The sequence below is a fragment of the Komagataeibacter oboediens genome (assembly GCF_018491655.1).
Classification (GTDB): domain Bacteria; phylum Pseudomonadota; class Alphaproteobacteria; order Acetobacterales; family Acetobacteraceae; genus Komagataeibacter; species Komagataeibacter oboediens.
In genome coordinates this window covers 72,937-89,305 of the sequence record NZ_JABLUU010000061.1, presented here as the reverse complement: position 1 = coordinate 89,305, position 16,369 = coordinate 72,937, and the positions used below count along the sequence as shown (strand labels likewise).

Sequence of the window (16,369 nt, the reverse complement as noted above, 5' to 3'; positions counted from 1 at the left end):
CCGCGCGCAGGCGGCGCAGACGCCGAGCACGGGGAGGCGCCACCCCTTGCGGCGCCTGACCGGAGATGGCAGCCCTTCTCAGGCTGCCGCCTCTTTTTCCTTCTCCCTGTCCTCGGTGTCGTCATGCACCGGGTCTTCATCGGTCGCGGTCGCCGCCAGATCGTCTTCCAGCGCTTTCAGCTCGGCGCGCTTTTCATCAAGCATCGCCTGTTCCGCGAACGGCAGGCCCAGACGGGCCCGGTAGGATGGCAGGCGACGCTGCGCTTCCTCCCGCATCCGGATTGCGTCACGGAGCGCGTCGTCGATCCGAAGCAGCGCATGCTCGAGACGCGACGTCAGCCCAAGGCCCTTCGTGTCGTCCTCGACGGCGATCTCAATGCGACCCGAGCGTGCTTCCACAAACAGCGTCACGTCGACCGCGCGCTTTTCGTAGTACACGCGACGGCCTGGCCCAGCTTCGCACATGACGGCGAACCCACCGATGCGTCCGAGGTTCCAGACCCCTGCCTCACCGTTCTTCGCCGCCAGGCGGACCTGGGACAGGAGCCATGACCCGGCCTTCTCGCGCTCGGTGAGGTCCCCCTTGTTCCTGCGCAATACGAACGCATCCCCCTTCGTGGGCTGACGGCTGGCGATATCCGCCTCGATGAGCGGGATCTGGCGCTCCGCGCCCGCAATCTCACGCTCGGCCCGGTCGATGGCACGTTTTACGGCGAACTGGTCGTCATAATGGGCGGCCGCCAGCCTCTCGAGCCGCGCAAGATCGGCCTCCAGCCCGGCTTTGTGCATCAGCCGGGCATCGCCTGAGGCGAGCGCCTTGGCCATGGCGAACTGGTTTCCCCCTTCCCCGCCAATGTCCTCGATCCGCCGGATGGAACGGTCACCTGACATCGCAAGGCCAATAAAGCGCTGCTTGCGTTCGAGGAGCTGCCAGTTGGTCGCGTCAACAGAACCCTGCTGGGCATAGGCGTAGAGTTCGATTTCCGCGTGCTGGTTGCCCTGCCGCTCGATGCGGCCCTCGCGCTGGATGATGTCGGAGACCAGCCACGGCACGTCGAGATGGTGCAGGGCCTTGAGGCGCTGCTGGGCGTTGACGCCGGTGCCCATGGTCGCCGTCGAGCCGATCAGGATCCGCTTGCGGCCGGCATTGAGATCACCAAACAGCTTCTGCTTCGCCGCACTCTTCCTGTAGTGCTGCATGAACGCGATTTCCGCGCGCGGCACGCCCAGGCGGATCAGTTCATCGCGGATCCACGTGTAGGCGGAAAAACCGCGTGTCTCCATCGCGCTCTCGGTGCCCAGATCCGAAAAGATCATCTGCACCGCCCCCGGCAGGTCGTACGGCCGACCGGTTTCAGGATCGCTGTAACGGCTTTCTGATGTCTCCTGCCAGATCCGGAACACGTTCCCGATCAACAGGTTGAGCTTCGACGTGTCATCATTCGCGGCGAGAGGGGCGACGAAGCGCAGGTCGATCGCGGCATGACGGGCATCCGTGATGACGGACAGGAGGATGTCATCGCCCTTCTGGGGACGCCCCTGGCGTGCTTCGATAGCGTTGATGCGGGCCGCCAGCGTCTTCTGGTAGGCCCTGAAGTTATCGTTTGTCGGCGCGACAATAATCTCGCGGCGTCCGCCCCGGATCGCAGGCAGTTTCACGTACTGGCGCAGGTCATCGTGCTGCACGACATCCGCGAAGTCGCGATACATCGCCATGAGGTCGGCTACGTTGACGAACTCGGTGAAGCGCGTGACCGGCTTGTAAAGCCCGCTTGGCTGCAGTTCCAGTTCGGTACGGGTTTCGCCGAAATTGGCTGCCCAGGCATCGAATTCATGCAGGTAGCGCTTCTGCAGCGCCTCAATATCCATATAGCGGCTGACCGTCCACATTTCGGCGAGCGTATTGGTGATCGGGGAGCCGGACGCCATGATCAGCGGACGTTCCGGATTTTTTGCCGCCAGGTAGCGCGTCTTTACGAAGAGATCCCAGGCCCGCTGCGAGCCGTTCGGATCGACCCCCTTGAGGTCGGACTGGTTGGTTGCAAAACTCAGCTTCCGGAACTGCTGCGCTTCATCAACGAGGATCTGGTCGATGCCGATCTCTCCCAGATGCACGAGATCATCCTTTCGAGCGGCAAGGCCTTCCAGCTTCGCCTGCATCTTCTCCTTCATGCTCTCGACCCGCTTGCGCGACAGGCGGTCGGCCGCGTCGACGCTTTCCAGCACTTCCTCGTAAGACGCGATCTGCGCCTCGATCATCTGGCGTTCGAAATTCCCCTCTACCGGGATGAACCTGAATGCATCATGCGTGATGATGATCGCATCCCAGTTTCCGGTCGCGGCCCGGGCGAGGAACCGCTGGCGCTTTGCCTTCACGAAGTTCGTCTCGTCGGCGACGAGGATCCGTGCGGTCGGGTAGAGCATGAGGAATTCGCGGGCCATCTGGGCGAGGCAGTGACCGGGGACGGCGATCATCGCCTTGCTGATCAGCCCAAGCCGCTTCTGCTCCATGACGGCCGCAACCATCGAGAAGGTCTTTCCGGAGCCGACCGCGTGCGCGATATACGTGCCGCCCGCGGCGATGATCCGCCAGATGACCCGTTTCTGGTGGGGGCGCAGGCTGATCGTGGTGCTTGCACCGGGCAGGCGCAGATGGGAGCCATCAAACGCGCGTGCAACCAGATTGTTGTAAGTATCATTGTACAGCCGGACCAGCCGCTCGGCCCGATCGCTATCCTGCCAGACCCATGTCTCGAACGCACGCCTGATCGCCGCCAGTTTTTCCTTTGCGGCTTCCGTCTCCTGTGTGTTCAGTTCGCGGTGCTCATTGCCATCGCCATCACGCCAGACATCCCATATTTTTGGCGATGCCTGCGTCAGGGCATCTTCCAGCAGTTCGCCGGCATGTCGCCGTTCCGTTCCCCAGACTGACGTCGCCTCGGCCTTGCCCATGAACGCCCGTTTCTCCACGGTCCAGCAGGCGACCGCAGGCGCGTGATAGATGACCGTTTCGACCCCGAGCACTTCGGCGGTAAAGGCGATGATGTCGCTGACCGGCAACCAGGGAGCGCCAAGGCGCGCGGTGATCTCCGACGGACGCAGATCGGCTGGCTGGACGGCTTCCAGCGCCGTGACGTTCCGGGCGTAGCGCCCATCGATCCGGGCTGCATCGCGTGCCTCTTCCAGCTTGGTCCGCACGGCGCCGGAGAGCATTTCATCAGCCGTGACCCAGATATCGCGACCATCCACGCTTCGTACCGGATCGAGATAGACCGCGTCCCCCAATGCGGCCGCGACCTCAGCTTCGGACTGTCCCATCAGTTCCGCGATCCGCGGCATTTCCACACTGCCTGTTTCATGCAGGCAGACGGCCAGGGCGTCGTGGGCGGAATGGATCTCGGGTTCGACAGGCGCATGAATGACCCGTTCCGAGAAAATCGGTCCCATCCGGCCTTTCTGTGTCGCCTCGTCGTATTCCTCGATGGACGAGACCAGCCAGACGTCGGGATCATCGTAAAATGGCGTAAGGTTCGGCCGCCGCTGGGTTTCGTTTTCGACCCCGGTTTCTGGATCGATGCGGACCGTCACATTCATCAGGTTGATCGGCCCGAACTGTCGGACAAAGCTGAAATAGGCACGCTTCAGGTCACCTTGCAGGCGTCCATAGGGCAGGTTCTCCATCTGCGCCCGCAGGACCGCGCGTGCCGCATCCCGGACGGGTATCAGCGCGGTAATGATCCGGGCATGCTTCTGGAAGAGGCCATCCTTCTGATCCCCCTTCCTGATGGCGACCGTGGTGGCCTGTCCGTCGCAGATCTGCTGCAGGACGCCTTTCGTGACGAAGTAGGAGCCCTCTTTCAGTTGGGCGCCATCGGCAGCCGTGCCGACCAGCACACCGGCTCCCACCGGCCGGACAATACGCTGGTCCAGGGGTTCCGGAAAGCGCACGTCCTGCCCGATCCGGCTCAGGGCCCCGGGCAACATCACATCGAGCCTGCCGTCGGCACGCGCGTCGCATGTGTAATCGGGACCGAACTGGGTGGTGGTCCAGCCGTGATGGCCAAGCACCTGCTCCGGATGGTCGAGAAAGTAGCGATTGACGAGGAGTGGACCGTTACCCTGGTCGCTATCCGTAAGGGCGTCGGTTTCCAGCCAGGTCTCGTCATCGGCCATGTCGCCGATCATGCGCTTGCGTAACACCAGTACGTCCACCACCACGTCCGTGCCGGCGTCATCGCGCATTGCCCCGGCGGGGAGCCGGACCGCCCCCACGAGGTCAGCCATCTCGGCGATGGTCCGGCGCGCGGTGCTGTCCGTCTTGTCCAGCGTATGGCGGGACGTCACGAACATTGCGATGCCGCCCGGGCGGAGTGCTTCGATGGATCGGGCGATGAAAAAGTCATGCAGGCTCAGGCCAAGCCGCCCCAGACCTTCCGGGCCACGCACGGTGCGATTGGAAAAGGGTGGATTACCGATCGCAAGGTCATACCCGTCTGCGAGCTTCACTGTCGTGAAATCCTCGCTGCGGATCCACTGGTTCGGATAGAGCCTGCGTGCAATCCTTGCCGTAATCGGATCATTCTCGATCCCGGTAAAGGCGATGCGTCCCTCGAGCGTTTCCGGTCGGGCTGCGATGAAAAGACCGGTCCCACAGCCGGGTTCAAGCACGGAACCGCCTCTGAAGCCCATCTGCAGCACTTTGTTCCAGAGTGCGTGCACGATCAGTTCAGGCGTAAAATGCGCATATTGTGTCGCGCGCTTCAGTCCTGCCCTTTCAACGTCTGTTGTGGAGGCATTGATCGCCTCGCCAATCTCTTCCCAGCCTGGGCGGGTGCTATCGCTTCCCGATGGAAACAGGTTGTTCGCCAGTTCTCCTGCTCCAAAGCCGATGAAGCGTGACAGGACGATCTGTTCGGGGGACGCGGCGTTTCGATCTGCTTCTTCGATCTCCTTGAGCAGCGCGATAGCCAGTGCATTGTCACGGGCCCGCTGGTTCCAGGTGTCAGCGAGGCCTCGGTCGGCCACCATATGAAAGTCGATCTTGGGAAGGACCATCGCGGCCGGTGTGGCAGGCGGGACGGAGGACGCGCCGTCTTCGCCTTCAAGTTCGCCCCAGAAAAGGTCGTTCTGGGTATCTGCGAGAGCGGTTGTGCCGAAGAGGTTGAGCTGGAACGACATGGCCGTGCTCCGTACAAACGCCGGCACCCGGCGCTGCTTCTGCAGGCCGGGATGTTTCCGGGTCAGGTTTTCGGGATGTCAGGAACGGGCGTGCTAATCAGGTTGTGTCGCCTGATTACTCTTTCCTTCAGCTCTCATTGCAACCGGGTCGGGCAGTGCGGGGCAAGGGTGCCGCGTAGCGGCAGCACCGGACCCGCGCGCAGGCGACGCAGACGCCGAGCACGGGGAGGAGCTACCCCTTGCGGCGCGCTGGCCGATCTGGTGCAGTTTTGTCTTATTTAGACCTTTTTTTGGCCGTTCCTCTTCGGCAAACAACGGGCAATCGGCTCAAAGCTCTGGCGCTCCCGACCATAGGTAATCTAACTGTGACCCCGGACGATACGTCCTGCGCAAGCAACGCACCAAATCAACAGACAAAAGCGTTTTACGCGGTAAAATTTTTACGGCGTAAAAGATTTGGAACTCTTCTCTTGTCTTCAGAAAGCTGTCCTGTAAAAACTCCTTCTATACGGTGGCGGTCCGCGGAACTCCTGCATCGATAAGGTCCCAATGACAAAACATCCCTCTCCATCAAAACAATCCATCGTGATGCTATCATCGCCAAAGGGTGGTGTTGGAAAATCGTCGTTATCCCGGAATATACTTGTTTTAGCTGCTCAATCTGGCAGACAAGTATTAGGACTGGATATGGATAAACAGGCAACTCTAGCCACATGGGCGGAACGCAGGGAACGCGTCCGTGCGAGTATTCCGGCCGTGTCCCATATTCCTGTACATCGCGCGTCCCTTGATGACTGGCGGTCTACCCTGAAAATGGCGAGGCAATCCTCCGCCGATTTTATTGTCATCGACACGCCGCCCTCGATCGAAATCAACATGACAGCAATCTTGGGCTTGTGTGAAGGTTCTGATTTTGTTCTGGTTCCATGCCAGCAAAGCCAAGACGATTTAGACAGCGTGATACCGTGGATGCGCCATTTGAAACAGAGCGGTGCGAAAGCAGCGTTCATCATTAATCGGGCGAATATTCGAACTCGTTCCTACGCGACTATCCGCTCCAAATTGCTAAATGTCGGCCCCGTGTGTCCCGTAGAAATCGCCCAAGCAGAGGAAATATCACTCGCAAATGGTAAAGGGTTAGGCGTCATGGATCTAAGTCGGCCCAAAAACGCGGAAGCGTTTGGCGCACTCTGGTCATACTTGCGACAGGAGTTGGACCTGTGAGCAAAGCCAATTCGACGCGCGGCATCTCGCTGCGAGCCTTGCAGGGCCTTGATGCTGACGAAATACAGCCATCTGATGCGCGTCCTAGCGAGCTACATGAACTCACCACCGTATCTTCTGAAACCTTGGAGACAATTGCATCAGTATTTTCCGGAACGGACCTTGCGAAGGACGAGGGCCGCATCCGGATCATTCTTGATACCCAGCGCGCCGTAACATCTGCGTGGGAAAAGGCTGCGCGTTCCTTTCTGGAAATCGGCCGAGCATTAAATACGCTAGAAAATGCACTTTTTTCGAGAGAAGAAAAAAACCGTCTTAAAGCCAGTTTCGAACGCTTTTTCCCTTTCTCCGAACCGGTGGCCTCCCAGTTGCGTCGGATCGCAAGCATGGTGGATAGTGGCCGAATTAGCGAGACGTTACTACCGGGTTCATATAGTGCAGCGTATCAGCTGACTTTGCTGGGACCAGAGGAGCTTGAAGCGGCGCGCGAAAAGGGCCTAGTCGGACCCAGCGCGTCTCGTTCTGCAATCATAGCATTCCGAAAGTCAATCAAGCGGCCTGCATCTCATGTTGATTTTGCCGCGCTCGTAACAGAGGCGCGGCGCCTTAGATCCACCAGGCGCCAAATGCTGGAACAGCTTGTTGCCATCCGAAAGCGCTTACGTGAAATCGATGAACTTATCGGTGACGAGTAAAAGTTTCGAGAGAGCATTAGGAGGCCAACACCTGCATCTATTACGGGATCGGCAACGCGACCCTCTACACAAGACGATCGAAATACGGTGGGCTTGAGGAGCAGCAAGTAGGAAACTCGTGAGACGCCCGGCATTACGGCGTAGTGCTCTGACTAAGGCGGTGTCCAAACGGGATTACTCGCAACGGCGGGGACGGGCCCGTAGTCTCATCACCGTCGACCCAAGGACGTGGCGCTATGCGTCGTACCGTTCATGCGATACCGAGGTGCGCGGCCTACCGCGCCACCTTGCGTGAGCAACGATGCCAGTTTCCCTATCAGGGTCGGCACATCTTTCTGGAATGCGAAGGAGTAATCCTGATCCACAAGAAGCTGTTCCGGTTGTATCGCAAGGAAGGGTTGTCGGTCCATTAGTGTGGTGGCCAGAAATAGGAAATGGGCACCTACTCGCCGACGCCGGTGCCCGACGGTCCTAATTCGCGCTGGACAACGGATGTCGCTTCCGCGTGCTGACCGTTGAGGACGACTACACGCGAGAGTGCCTAGTACTAGTCACCTGAATCTGAAGTTCGGCTCATTGTCTTGTGACAAAAGCGCTTCACCGAGGCGAGGATCTGGTCGGCTGATTTGACCCACCGATACGGCCTTGGATTTTCGTTATGTGCGTCGATAAAAGTTGTGATGTCGGCTTCGAGTGCGGTTGTTGACCGATGCACGCCGCGCTGGAGTTGCTTGCGCGTCAGTTCGGCGAACCAGCGCTCTACCTGATTGATCCAGGAAGCCGAGGTGGGTGTGAAGTGAACATGCCAATGCGGGCGGCGCGCGAGCCACGTCTTGATCGTGGTCGTTTTATGTGTGGCGTAGTTATCCATCACGAGATGAACATCCAGGTCATCAGGGATCTCAGCGTCGATACGTTTCAGGAAGTCGAGAAATTCCGTGGTACGATGACGTTTGTAGCATTTGCCGATTACCGCACCTGTTGCGATGTCGAGGGCTGCAAACAGCGACGTCGTACCGTTCCGGAGATAGGTATGGGTACGTCGTTCCGGCACGCCCGGTACCATGGGCAGGACGGGCTGTTCGCGGTCCAGCGCCTGGATCTGGGATTTCTCGTCGACGCACAGCACGATCGCGCGGTTCGGTGGCGACATGTAAAGACCGACAATATCCCGAACCTTGTCGACAAAGAGCGGGTCCGTCGACAGTTTGAAGGTTTCAGCCCGATGCGGCTATCTTCGACTGTTCGTCCGCAATTAGTCTACTGATTTGCCTCTATGCGACGCAGACGTTTTCATCGTCTACGTTGAGTGAGGACTTTAGCGGGACCTAGGAAACGCGACTACCGTGCGTTTTGGCTCAACAGGTGGAGGTGAGGGAACTAACGTTAGGCCCACAGCACTCAGTTTGACTGCCGCCTCTGGATATACTGCTAGTGCCAGGTTGAGTTGAGCGCAGAAGGTATCACGGAAATGGTCTAGGCGTTTTACGCCAGCGCCGAACTGGGCGTGAAGACCCTTCCAAGTGATTGGCGTGTCCTTCTGGAGGACATGCAGCCGATATGCAAGCCAGCAATATATATCTAAAGCCATCGAGTGTTTACTGATCGCTCGAATTGCGGATTCCTGGATAGGAACAGGATGTCGACGAAGCTGATCGTAGAATGTTTCACTTAGCTTCGTCCGCGCTAAAAGTTGTCCCCCGCTAGAGTCCTCGCCATCTTCCGTAAACAGTGCTTTGTCGACTATAAGTTGTTGTACTAATGCTGACTTTCCTGCTTGTTGGACCTCGAAAGTGAGACGACAGCGCGTGATGCGGAGTGCCTGCTCTCTTACGTCGGCTATCGTTTTGCCGCCAGGAGAGATGTTCATCTTCTTAAGCCAGTCGCGAAGCGACTTTCCGAGCTCAATTTCGCGACTCTGGGTTCTTAGAGCCTCGGTTTGTAGATATAGCAGTATAAGTCTTGCTCGACTTCCGTATGGGACACCAATCCATTGAAGTTCCCCATTCGGAAGTGTTCGTCGACCTGGTTCTACGAGAAGGGTAACTCTGTCGGTGCGAACCTGCCAAGGTGCAGAGTCGGGCTGTTTTTTATGTGGGAGCGGTGCTTGTGCCCAGCCGCTATACATGAAACCTAGTCCGGCATCTTCGTCCGTCAGATATGCGGCGGCCGCATCAACGACACGGCGGTCCATGTCCAGCTGGAGTACATGCTGTCGACCATGCTCCTGAAGCAAGTCATGCACTTCCGCCATCATGGCTCCCCTAGGCATATGTATGTTGGCTCGATTCTGCGTCCATGATGCACGGATTTGTTCAGAATGTCTCTGAGGACTGTAGCGGGATCTAATACTAGTTAAAGATAATTGTATTCTAATATTAGTTTGTCCCGTTAGTGTCCTCGGGATAACTTATGCGAATCGTGCTTGCTCCGTAAGCACGTGTCGCTAGAGTCCTCAGTTTTTCCGCTACAGTCCTCAGTCCCCTGTTGGTCACCTCGCAAAAGGGAGGTGTAGCGAATCGGTATCTCTGAAGGCATCAAGTTTCCCGTCAGAGTCCTCGATTTGCAGATAGCGCTAATTTGGCCCCCGTCAAAGTCCTCAAAACTGAGAAATTTTCAGGTTAGGAGGCTTCTAACAGCCCGATTTTCCTTGATGTTCGGCGGATGAACCTGTTTTTGGCGCACAAAACCCCGCTAGAGTCCTCACTTCGAGGACCGTTTTGCGATCTATTTCGGCTCCAGATTTCCGGCATATCTCAGAAATTAACCTTGCGCGTCGCATGTTCCCGCCAGAGTCCTCAGTTTTTGCCTCTGAAAGAAACTCCATGAGGACTCTGGCGGGAATGTAGCCTGGAACAGGTGTTCAGAACTTTCACTTGGTCGGGTGGCGCGTTGAGACGCTGGCTCCGTCGATGTACGTTTTACGGTCTGTCGGGATAATGTCGTGGCGTGGGCTACGCCCGCCAAAGTCCTCATCTGGATGTTGTGGTTACACTGGGGGCTGACGTCCGTGATCACGCGTGACATGGCCCTGTCTATTTCCGCAGACTCTGCGAATCGACCCTCTCGGATATCCCAACTGATCTACCCAGTGACGCCGTTGTGAGTCGCGGCAGGGAGATAATCAACAGGTCTTCATCAGGGGAAATACTGGTTTCCTGATATTCTGCTTTTTTGCTGTGTGCCACTGGACGAATGCAGGTGAAAGCATGACCGCAATCAGGAAATTCCCCGATCTATTGCCGGGCTTTAGCTGGCGGGATATCGAGGTGAATGGCGTGCGGATCCGCACGGCTACCGGCGGAAACGGACCGCCGCTGCTCATGCTGCATGGTCATCCGCAGATGCATCTGACCTGGCATAAGGTTGCGCCCGCACTGGCGAAACGTTTTACCATCGTGGCCCCAGATCTGCGGGGTTATGGTGATAGCGCCAAGCCTGAAGGTGGGAAGGATCACGCCAACTATTCCAAGCGGGCCATGGCAGCTGATCTGGTTGGCGTCATGCACCAGCTTGGATTTGAACGGTTCATGGTTGTCGGGCATGACCGGGGCGGACGGGTGGCGCACCGCATGGCGCTGGATGCACCGCAAGCGGTGGAAAAACTGGTGCTGATCGATATCGCACCGACAGCAACGATGTATGCCCGGACCAATATGGAATTCGCCCGACGCTATTTCTGGTGGTTTTTTCTGATCCAGGCCGCCCCCTTGCCTGAAAGGCTGATCAGTGGGGATCCAGACTTTTTTCTCGAAAGCCACATTGCAGGACAGATCAAGATACCAGGATCGGTCGATCCGCGTGTCATGGCCGAATATCGTCGATGCTACGCCGACCCGGCAATGCGCCATGCAGCGTGCGAAGACTACCGCGCTGCAGCAGGCATCGACCTCGTCCATGATGCAGCTGATGCAGACAAGCGGATTGAGGCCCCATTACTGGCTCTGTGGGGCGCACGTGGCACCGTGGGCGCGTTATATGATGTTGTCGAGACATGGCGCGAAAAAGCCGTGGACGTGCGGGGATACGCGATCGACTGTGGTCATAGTCCGCAGGAGGAAGCTCCGGTAGAACTGTTGCATTGGCTTGATGCGTTTCTCTGACCTTCGCGAAACAGTTGGAGAGTCAAAGCGCGATTTTCACCGCATTATAGTCAGTTATGCTTTGAAAAGCAGACCCGTTCGATTCAGATGACGCGATCGCTGGAGATACCGATTGGTTGTGTGCGGATTCAGAGGTTACGGAGCGACCTCTGACCCGGATCAGCGGGAAGCGGCAGCATGTTCCAGATAGAGCCGCAGCACCGTAACGGCTTCCTTGTCCTGGGCCGGGCGGGGGGCCGAATGATCCTGTGGCAGGGCAAAGATCGTCTTGACCAGATGCAGCAGCATCACGGCCCGTTCGTCATGTGGCCCCGGAAAACCACCCAGCCGTGACAACAGCTGGCTCATGCGCCCGATCAGCGCCTTGCGGAGCGTTCCTGTCCCATCTGGCAGGGTAATCCCGCTGTCGAGCAGGGAAAGGACGACTGAGCGTTCCGTCCGCAGACGCTGGATGATGTCCAGCAGTCCTTCTGCTGCATCACGTGGCGACAGCGGCGGATCGCGGTCGACCAACTCATCCAGGGCATGCAGGAGCCGCGCGCCGTAGCGTTCGAGTACTGCGGCGGCCAGCACGTCCTTGGTCGGGAAAAAACGGTAGAGCGAACCAATTGCCGTGCTGGCGCGGGCAGCGATCTCGGTCATTGTCGCCGCCTCGTAAGATTTCTCGCCAAAGACCGTTGTCGCGGCCGTAAGGATCGCTTCAACGCGGTCGCGTCCGCGCTGCCGCTTGGGCGCGAGTGGTGATGAACGGGGCGGGCTTGACATAATGCGAGGGTACCCTCAACTTTCTTTTATGCGAGACAGTCCTCGCATAACCGATTTTCCATTGCCGGTCGATGTTTGACCCGACCATGTATCCAGATCCCGGAAGGCGCCGATCCGTGAACAGATTTGACCCACGAACCACCGCTCTTGTCCTCATTGACCTGCAGAATGGCATACTTGCCCTGCCAACCGCCCCGCGGCCATCGTCGCAGGTGCTGGAGAGCGGTAAATCGCTTGCTGCCTGCTTCCGGGATGCCGGTGCTACGGTCGTACTGGTTCGGGTCGCGTTTGCACCCGACTTTGCCGACGCGCCACCCGGTCTGGCCGACCAGCCCTTAAGCCCGCCGGAAGGCGGCCTGCCAGCGGACTGGGCGCACCTGGCGGACGGGCTGGCAGCACCTGGCGATATCGTCATCACCAAACATCAGTGGGGGGCATTTACAGGCACGGAACTTGACCTTCAGCTTCGCAGGCGGGGCATCCGAACGGTCGTACTGGGCGGTATTGCTACGAATTTCGGGGTTGAATCCACCGCACGGCACGGCTGGGAACTTGGCTACCATATTGTCATCGCCGAGGATCTCTGCACCAGCCTGTCAGCAGACCTTCATGATGTTTCCGTCCGCTCGATCCTCCCGCGGATTGCACGCGTGCTGCCTTCCGATACAATCGTGTTTGGCGGTTAAGCAGTGAGGGTAGGGCCATCAGCGTGGCTGCTGACCGGGCGATGGGGCTTACTGGCGCTGCTTTCGCTGGTTTTCGGTATGCTTCTGGCCGTCTTACGCCTGCCGGCCGCGCCGCTGCTGGGACCACTGGGGGCGGCGGTCGTACTGGCCACACGGGGTAGTGCGGTCCGTATTCCCCGCTGGGCCTTTCTCGGCGCACAGGGCGTGGTCGGGGTCATGATCGCCAGCTATCTTTCAGCCTCGATCTTTCACGAAATGGCAGCCAGCTGGCCGGTCTTTGTTGCCGGTACGTTTTCTACCCTGTCTGCGGCAGCCCTTCTCGGCTGGCTGTTGACACGCTCGCGCCTGCTACCCGGCAATACCGCGATCTGGGGTTCGTCACCCGGTGCGGCCACGGTCATGACGCTGATGGCGGAATCATATGGAGCGGATATGCGGCTCGTCGCCTTCATGCAGTATCTGCGCGTGGCCTGCTGCGCCGTCATTGCGGCGGTTATTGCGCGTGTGGCCGGAACGCCGTCCGCCCCGCTGGTCGTGGCACAGACCCTCTCATGGCAGGGGGCTTTACTGGCGCTGGTGATCGCGCTGGCAGGGAGCGCCCTGGGCACCCGTCTGCGCGTGCCGGCCGGGGGACTGCTTGTGCCGATGGGGATCGGGATGGCCGTAAGGCTCGGCGCCCATCTGCCGATCGAACAGCCGCATCTTCTGCTGGTCGCGGCCTATGCCCTGGTCGGGTGGGGCATCGGCATGCGGTTTACGCCAGATGTGCTGGCTTATGCCGGACGTGTCTTTCCACGTGTGCTGGGTTCCATCCTCGCGCTGATTGCGGTGTGTGGCGGCTTTGCATTGATACTTGCCCGGCTGGCGCATGTGGATCTGCTGACGGCTTATCTTGCAACCAGTCCTGGTGGAGCTGATTCCGTCTCCATTATCGCCTCGACCACAAAAGTGGACATGCCTTTCGTCATTGCCATGCAGGTCGCCCGATTTTTCTGTGTTCTGGTCACCGGGCCAGCTCTGGCGCGTTTTCTGTCCCGCAGATCGTCGGGAAAAGGGCAGCGCGATGTGTCGCAAGAAATACACGGGAAATAGGCGAAAAGGAGGAGGGGCTTGCTGAAGACCAATGCGACAGATCCCGCCCTTGCAAACCCGCTCGCGCTGAGGCGTGACGACAATTTTGGTCGATGGCGGGAGCAGCGATTTGACCATCAGGGTGCAGTCATTTACCCCGCGTGTCTGGCGCGCAGCATCTTCTTTCGCTGTATCCCCGTTTGACGGTCATATCCATTCCGATGATGTCATAGCTTCCTGTAGTCGCGTGGGCTGATGCCGGTTTCCCTGCGAAACATCTGTGCAAAATGGCTCGCACTCTCATAGCCCCTGGTCAGGGCAATCTCGATGATGGACCTGTTGGTCTGCGATAGAAGGTCCTTCGCATGGTCCACACGCCGCCGGATAAACCAGCGTGAAGGGCTTTGCCCCATGGTGTTGTGGAATGACCGGCTGAAATGAAACCGGCTCATCCCGCACAACCCGGCCAGAAAATCGAGATCGAACGGTTCGGCGAGATGGGCCTCCATATGATCAAGCGCCTTGCGCAGCTTCCACGCTGGCAGTTGTGCGGGTCTGGGTGTGGGCGAAGGCTGTGTCTGGGCATAATGACGCAGAAGATGGACAGTCAGACTTTCCAGAAGTCCGTTCACAAATAGAGAACTGGCCGAATGAGTCGTCTGGATCTCGGCCGTCAGGCCTGTCAGAACGCCAGAGATAAATGCGTCCTGAACACCGGAAATTTCGCGCATGGAAAGCCGTGATGGATTAAGCCCTAACGATCGGGCGACGCGGTTCACCAGAGTAGGGCCCAGATAAAGATGCAGGACTTCAAACGGACGGTCCGGATCAGCCTGCCAGCGCAGGAGGTAAGGCGCATCGGTCTGTGTCAGGAAAAATGATCCGGACCCGGCCTCACTTTTCGTCCATTCACCTGTCAGTTCGCGTTCCTCGACCTGTGCTTCTCCTGAGATGATCCGCACCAGAAAATGTTCGGCCACAGCCGGGACAAGCTCTTCATCTTCGTGTTGCGGCCGACGGAATATCCGCATCATAAAATGTTGGTCTGGAACAGGCTTTCTTTCACGACCCTAAAGTTCCAGATTGGAAAGGCCCGGATCATCATCCCGGCGTCTTCCTGGCCGTATCGGCCAGCGCGGTTTGGAGCAACGTCGTGACTTCGCCAAATGTCAGCCTCCATATCGTGATACCAATCATGATCACTGCAGGCGAGGCTGATTCGATGGCGAAAGCCGCGGTTACGGCCGCGAATAAGGCGAAGCCTAATACGACCGATAAGGGGTCAATGCGAGGGTGGGCTGCAGTCGCTTCAATCTTATCGTAACTTGCGTCAGAACAGGCGATGTACTGCAGATATCACACTGGGGTCAGAAGATGGGAAATGCTCTGTATCGGTTTCAGACCATGGCCAAAACGCCTGATTGCCTCACGATCCTTCTCCAGTGCTCCATAAGGCAGATACCGGACTTTCAGATCAGCAATCCTGCTGAAAGCCGGTCGCTTCAACTGTTCCCGCACATCAATCTCCCGCTTGTCCGGCGCGACAAGGAACATCCCTTCCAGAGCCTGCGCCGCTGACCCGAGAGCAAGGTCGAGCATCCGCACGATACCGGAATAGATGGTCGTTGAGTGCTCAACCTCGAATGCTGCAACAATCCTATGGCTTTCCTGGTCAAGCCATAAGACGTCGATCAGACGCACGGATTCCGCTCCCTGCGTTTCCGTCGTGAACCCCGGCAATACCGACAGGCAACCATCCCCCAGCTTGCCGTCCTGCCATGGACGGCTGCGATCATTGGCGGCAATCCAGACATCGTAACCCAAGGAGAGCCCCAGATCACGAAGCCATCCCTGAATCTCGGTATGAGTATGATCTGTTTCCCGCTCCGCAGCGAGAGTTCGGGCCTCTTTTGCGCTCTGCTCCCTAACCTGGTGAAGATCGGCTTCCCAGAGTTTTCGTGCTGTTTCGTTATCTTCGAGAGGCGGCGCTGTATAACGTCCGCTTCCGAGATCAAACAGCAGTCCTCCGATAGCACCAAGATCATTGGAAAGCAGCGCACGATAGGTTGCATTCAGCTTTAGTATCCCTTGCCGCATGGCAAGATATTCCTCCCATCGCCCCAGCTTCACCTTTGATCCGGTCAGGGCGTTATAGCCCTTCACGATCGCCGTATTGAAAGGTGGCATGATCGTGGGATGCAGGAAATACAGCAGATTGGCGACAGCTGGCCCCAGCCCTTTTATCTTCCTGGCGTCGATTGCATGAATGGCCGAGACTACATGCTCTTCGGTATTGCAGCACAGACAGGTATCGAGAAGCTGCCCAAATGCTTTCTGATTGGCGGGATTTTCGTAGATGTCGGGAATGCGTAACTTCGGTTTCCACAAGAATGCATGATCCGCACCCTTGAAAATCTGACGCTGCTCAGCAATCGAATGTACAACTGTTTCCAAGGAGGAGCCACGATAGGCAACCCCGAATGTACCAGCGGCTATCTCAGCCACAACCAGCTGCAGACCGCGACGGATAGACCGGAAGTTTTTGAGGCGTTCATCCCACAAGAACCAACTCTGATAGGTCCCTGCCGGATCATCCCGCCAGCGAAGGATAAGGTCTCGAATGAGGTCTGTCATTTACCCGCAAACT

Annotated in this window: 11 protein-coding genes and 1 pseudogene; 6 read left to right on the top strand and 6 right to left on the bottom strand. The window is 58.1% G+C overall.

What is annotated here, in order from left to right:
- Positions 1–78 precede the first annotated feature (78 nt).
- On the bottom strand, positions 79–5,178 hold the full coding sequence (locus HNO79_RS16770; protein WP_183481464.1) for a lactate dehydrogenase: 5,100 nt from the start codon (positions 5,176–5,178) through the stop codon (positions 79–81).
- A 549-nt stretch (positions 5,179–5,727) separates the two neighbouring features.
- Between HNO79_RS16770 and HNO79_RS16765 the strand changes: the two genes are divergently transcribed.
- Positions 5,728–6,402, top strand: coding sequence for a ParA family protein (locus HNO79_RS16765; protein ID WP_232275864.1), 675 nt, complete (start codon positions 5,728–5,730; stop codon positions 6,400–6,402).
- Entirely contained in the window at positions 6,399–7,097 is a 699-nt protein-coding gene (locus HNO79_RS16760; RefSeq protein WP_007400691.1) for a hypothetical protein, read from the top strand. Before HNO79_RS16765 ends, HNO79_RS16760 begins: the two co-directional genes overlap by 4 nt.
- A gap of 547 nt (positions 7,098–7,644) precedes the next feature.
- Here HNO79_RS16760 and HNO79_RS16755 read toward each other — a convergent pair.
- Both HNO79_RS16755 and HNO79_RS16750 read right to left on the bottom strand, forming a co-directional pair.
- Positions 7,645–8,328 (bottom strand): annotated as a pseudogene (locus HNO79_RS16755) (IS630 family transposase); the annotation flags it as partial.
- An 87-nt stretch (positions 8,329–8,415) separates the two neighbouring features.
- Complete coding sequence (locus HNO79_RS16750) at positions 8,416–9,354, bottom strand: replication protein RepA (RefSeq protein ID WP_082084927.1); 939 nt, start codon at positions 9,352–9,354, stop codon at positions 8,416–8,418.
- A gap of 952 nt (positions 9,355–10,306) precedes the next feature.
- On the opposite strand from HNO79_RS16750, the gene HNO79_RS16745 reads away from it, so the two are divergent.
- Positions 10,307–11,200, top strand: coding sequence for an alpha/beta fold hydrolase (locus HNO79_RS16745; RefSeq protein ID WP_025811859.1), 894 nt, complete (start codon positions 10,307–10,309; stop codon positions 11,198–11,200).
- Positions 11,201–11,359: 159 nt separating this feature from the next.
- On the opposite strand, the gene HNO79_RS16740 is transcribed toward HNO79_RS16745, so the two are convergent.
- On the bottom strand, positions 11,360–11,965 hold the full coding sequence (locus HNO79_RS16740) for a TetR/AcrR family transcriptional regulator (RefSeq protein WP_025811857.1): 606 nt from the start codon (positions 11,963–11,965) through the stop codon (positions 11,360–11,362).
- A 116-nt stretch (positions 11,966–12,081) separates the two neighbouring features.
- Here HNO79_RS16740 and HNO79_RS16735 point away from each other — a divergent pair, with 116 nt between their 5' ends.
- From HNO79_RS16735 to HNO79_RS16725, 3 genes are read left to right on the top strand one after another with little or no spacing between them, the layout of a single operon-like run.
- Positions 12,082–12,651, top strand: coding sequence for a hydrolase (locus tag HNO79_RS16735; RefSeq protein WP_025811855.1), 570 nt, complete (start codon positions 12,082–12,084; stop codon positions 12,649–12,651).
- 3 nt (positions 12,652–12,654) lie between these two features.
- A complete protein-coding gene (locus HNO79_RS16730) occupies positions 12,655–13,743 on the top strand; it encodes an AbrB family transcriptional regulator (RefSeq protein ID WP_183481467.1) in 1,089 nt (362 codons plus the stop codon).
- Positions 13,744–13,761: 18 nt separating this feature from the next.
- Positions 13,762–13,926, top strand: a complete 165-nt coding sequence (locus tag HNO79_RS16725; RefSeq protein ID WP_214165966.1) for a hypothetical protein — start codon at positions 13,762–13,764, stop codon at positions 13,924–13,926.
- 23 nt (positions 13,927–13,949) lie between these two features.
- Here HNO79_RS16725 and HNO79_RS16720 read toward each other — a convergent pair whose 3' ends face one another.
- Positions 13,950–14,756, bottom strand: a complete 807-nt coding sequence (locus tag HNO79_RS16720; protein ID WP_244987592.1) for a helix-turn-helix domain-containing protein — start codon at positions 14,754–14,756, stop codon at positions 13,950–13,952.
- A 322-nt stretch (positions 14,757–15,078) separates the two neighbouring features.
- Positions 15,079–16,356, bottom strand: a complete 1,278-nt coding sequence (locus tag HNO79_RS16715) for a hypothetical protein (protein WP_014106948.1) — start codon at positions 16,354–16,356, stop codon at positions 15,079–15,081.
- Positions 16,357–16,369 lie beyond the last annotated feature (13 nt).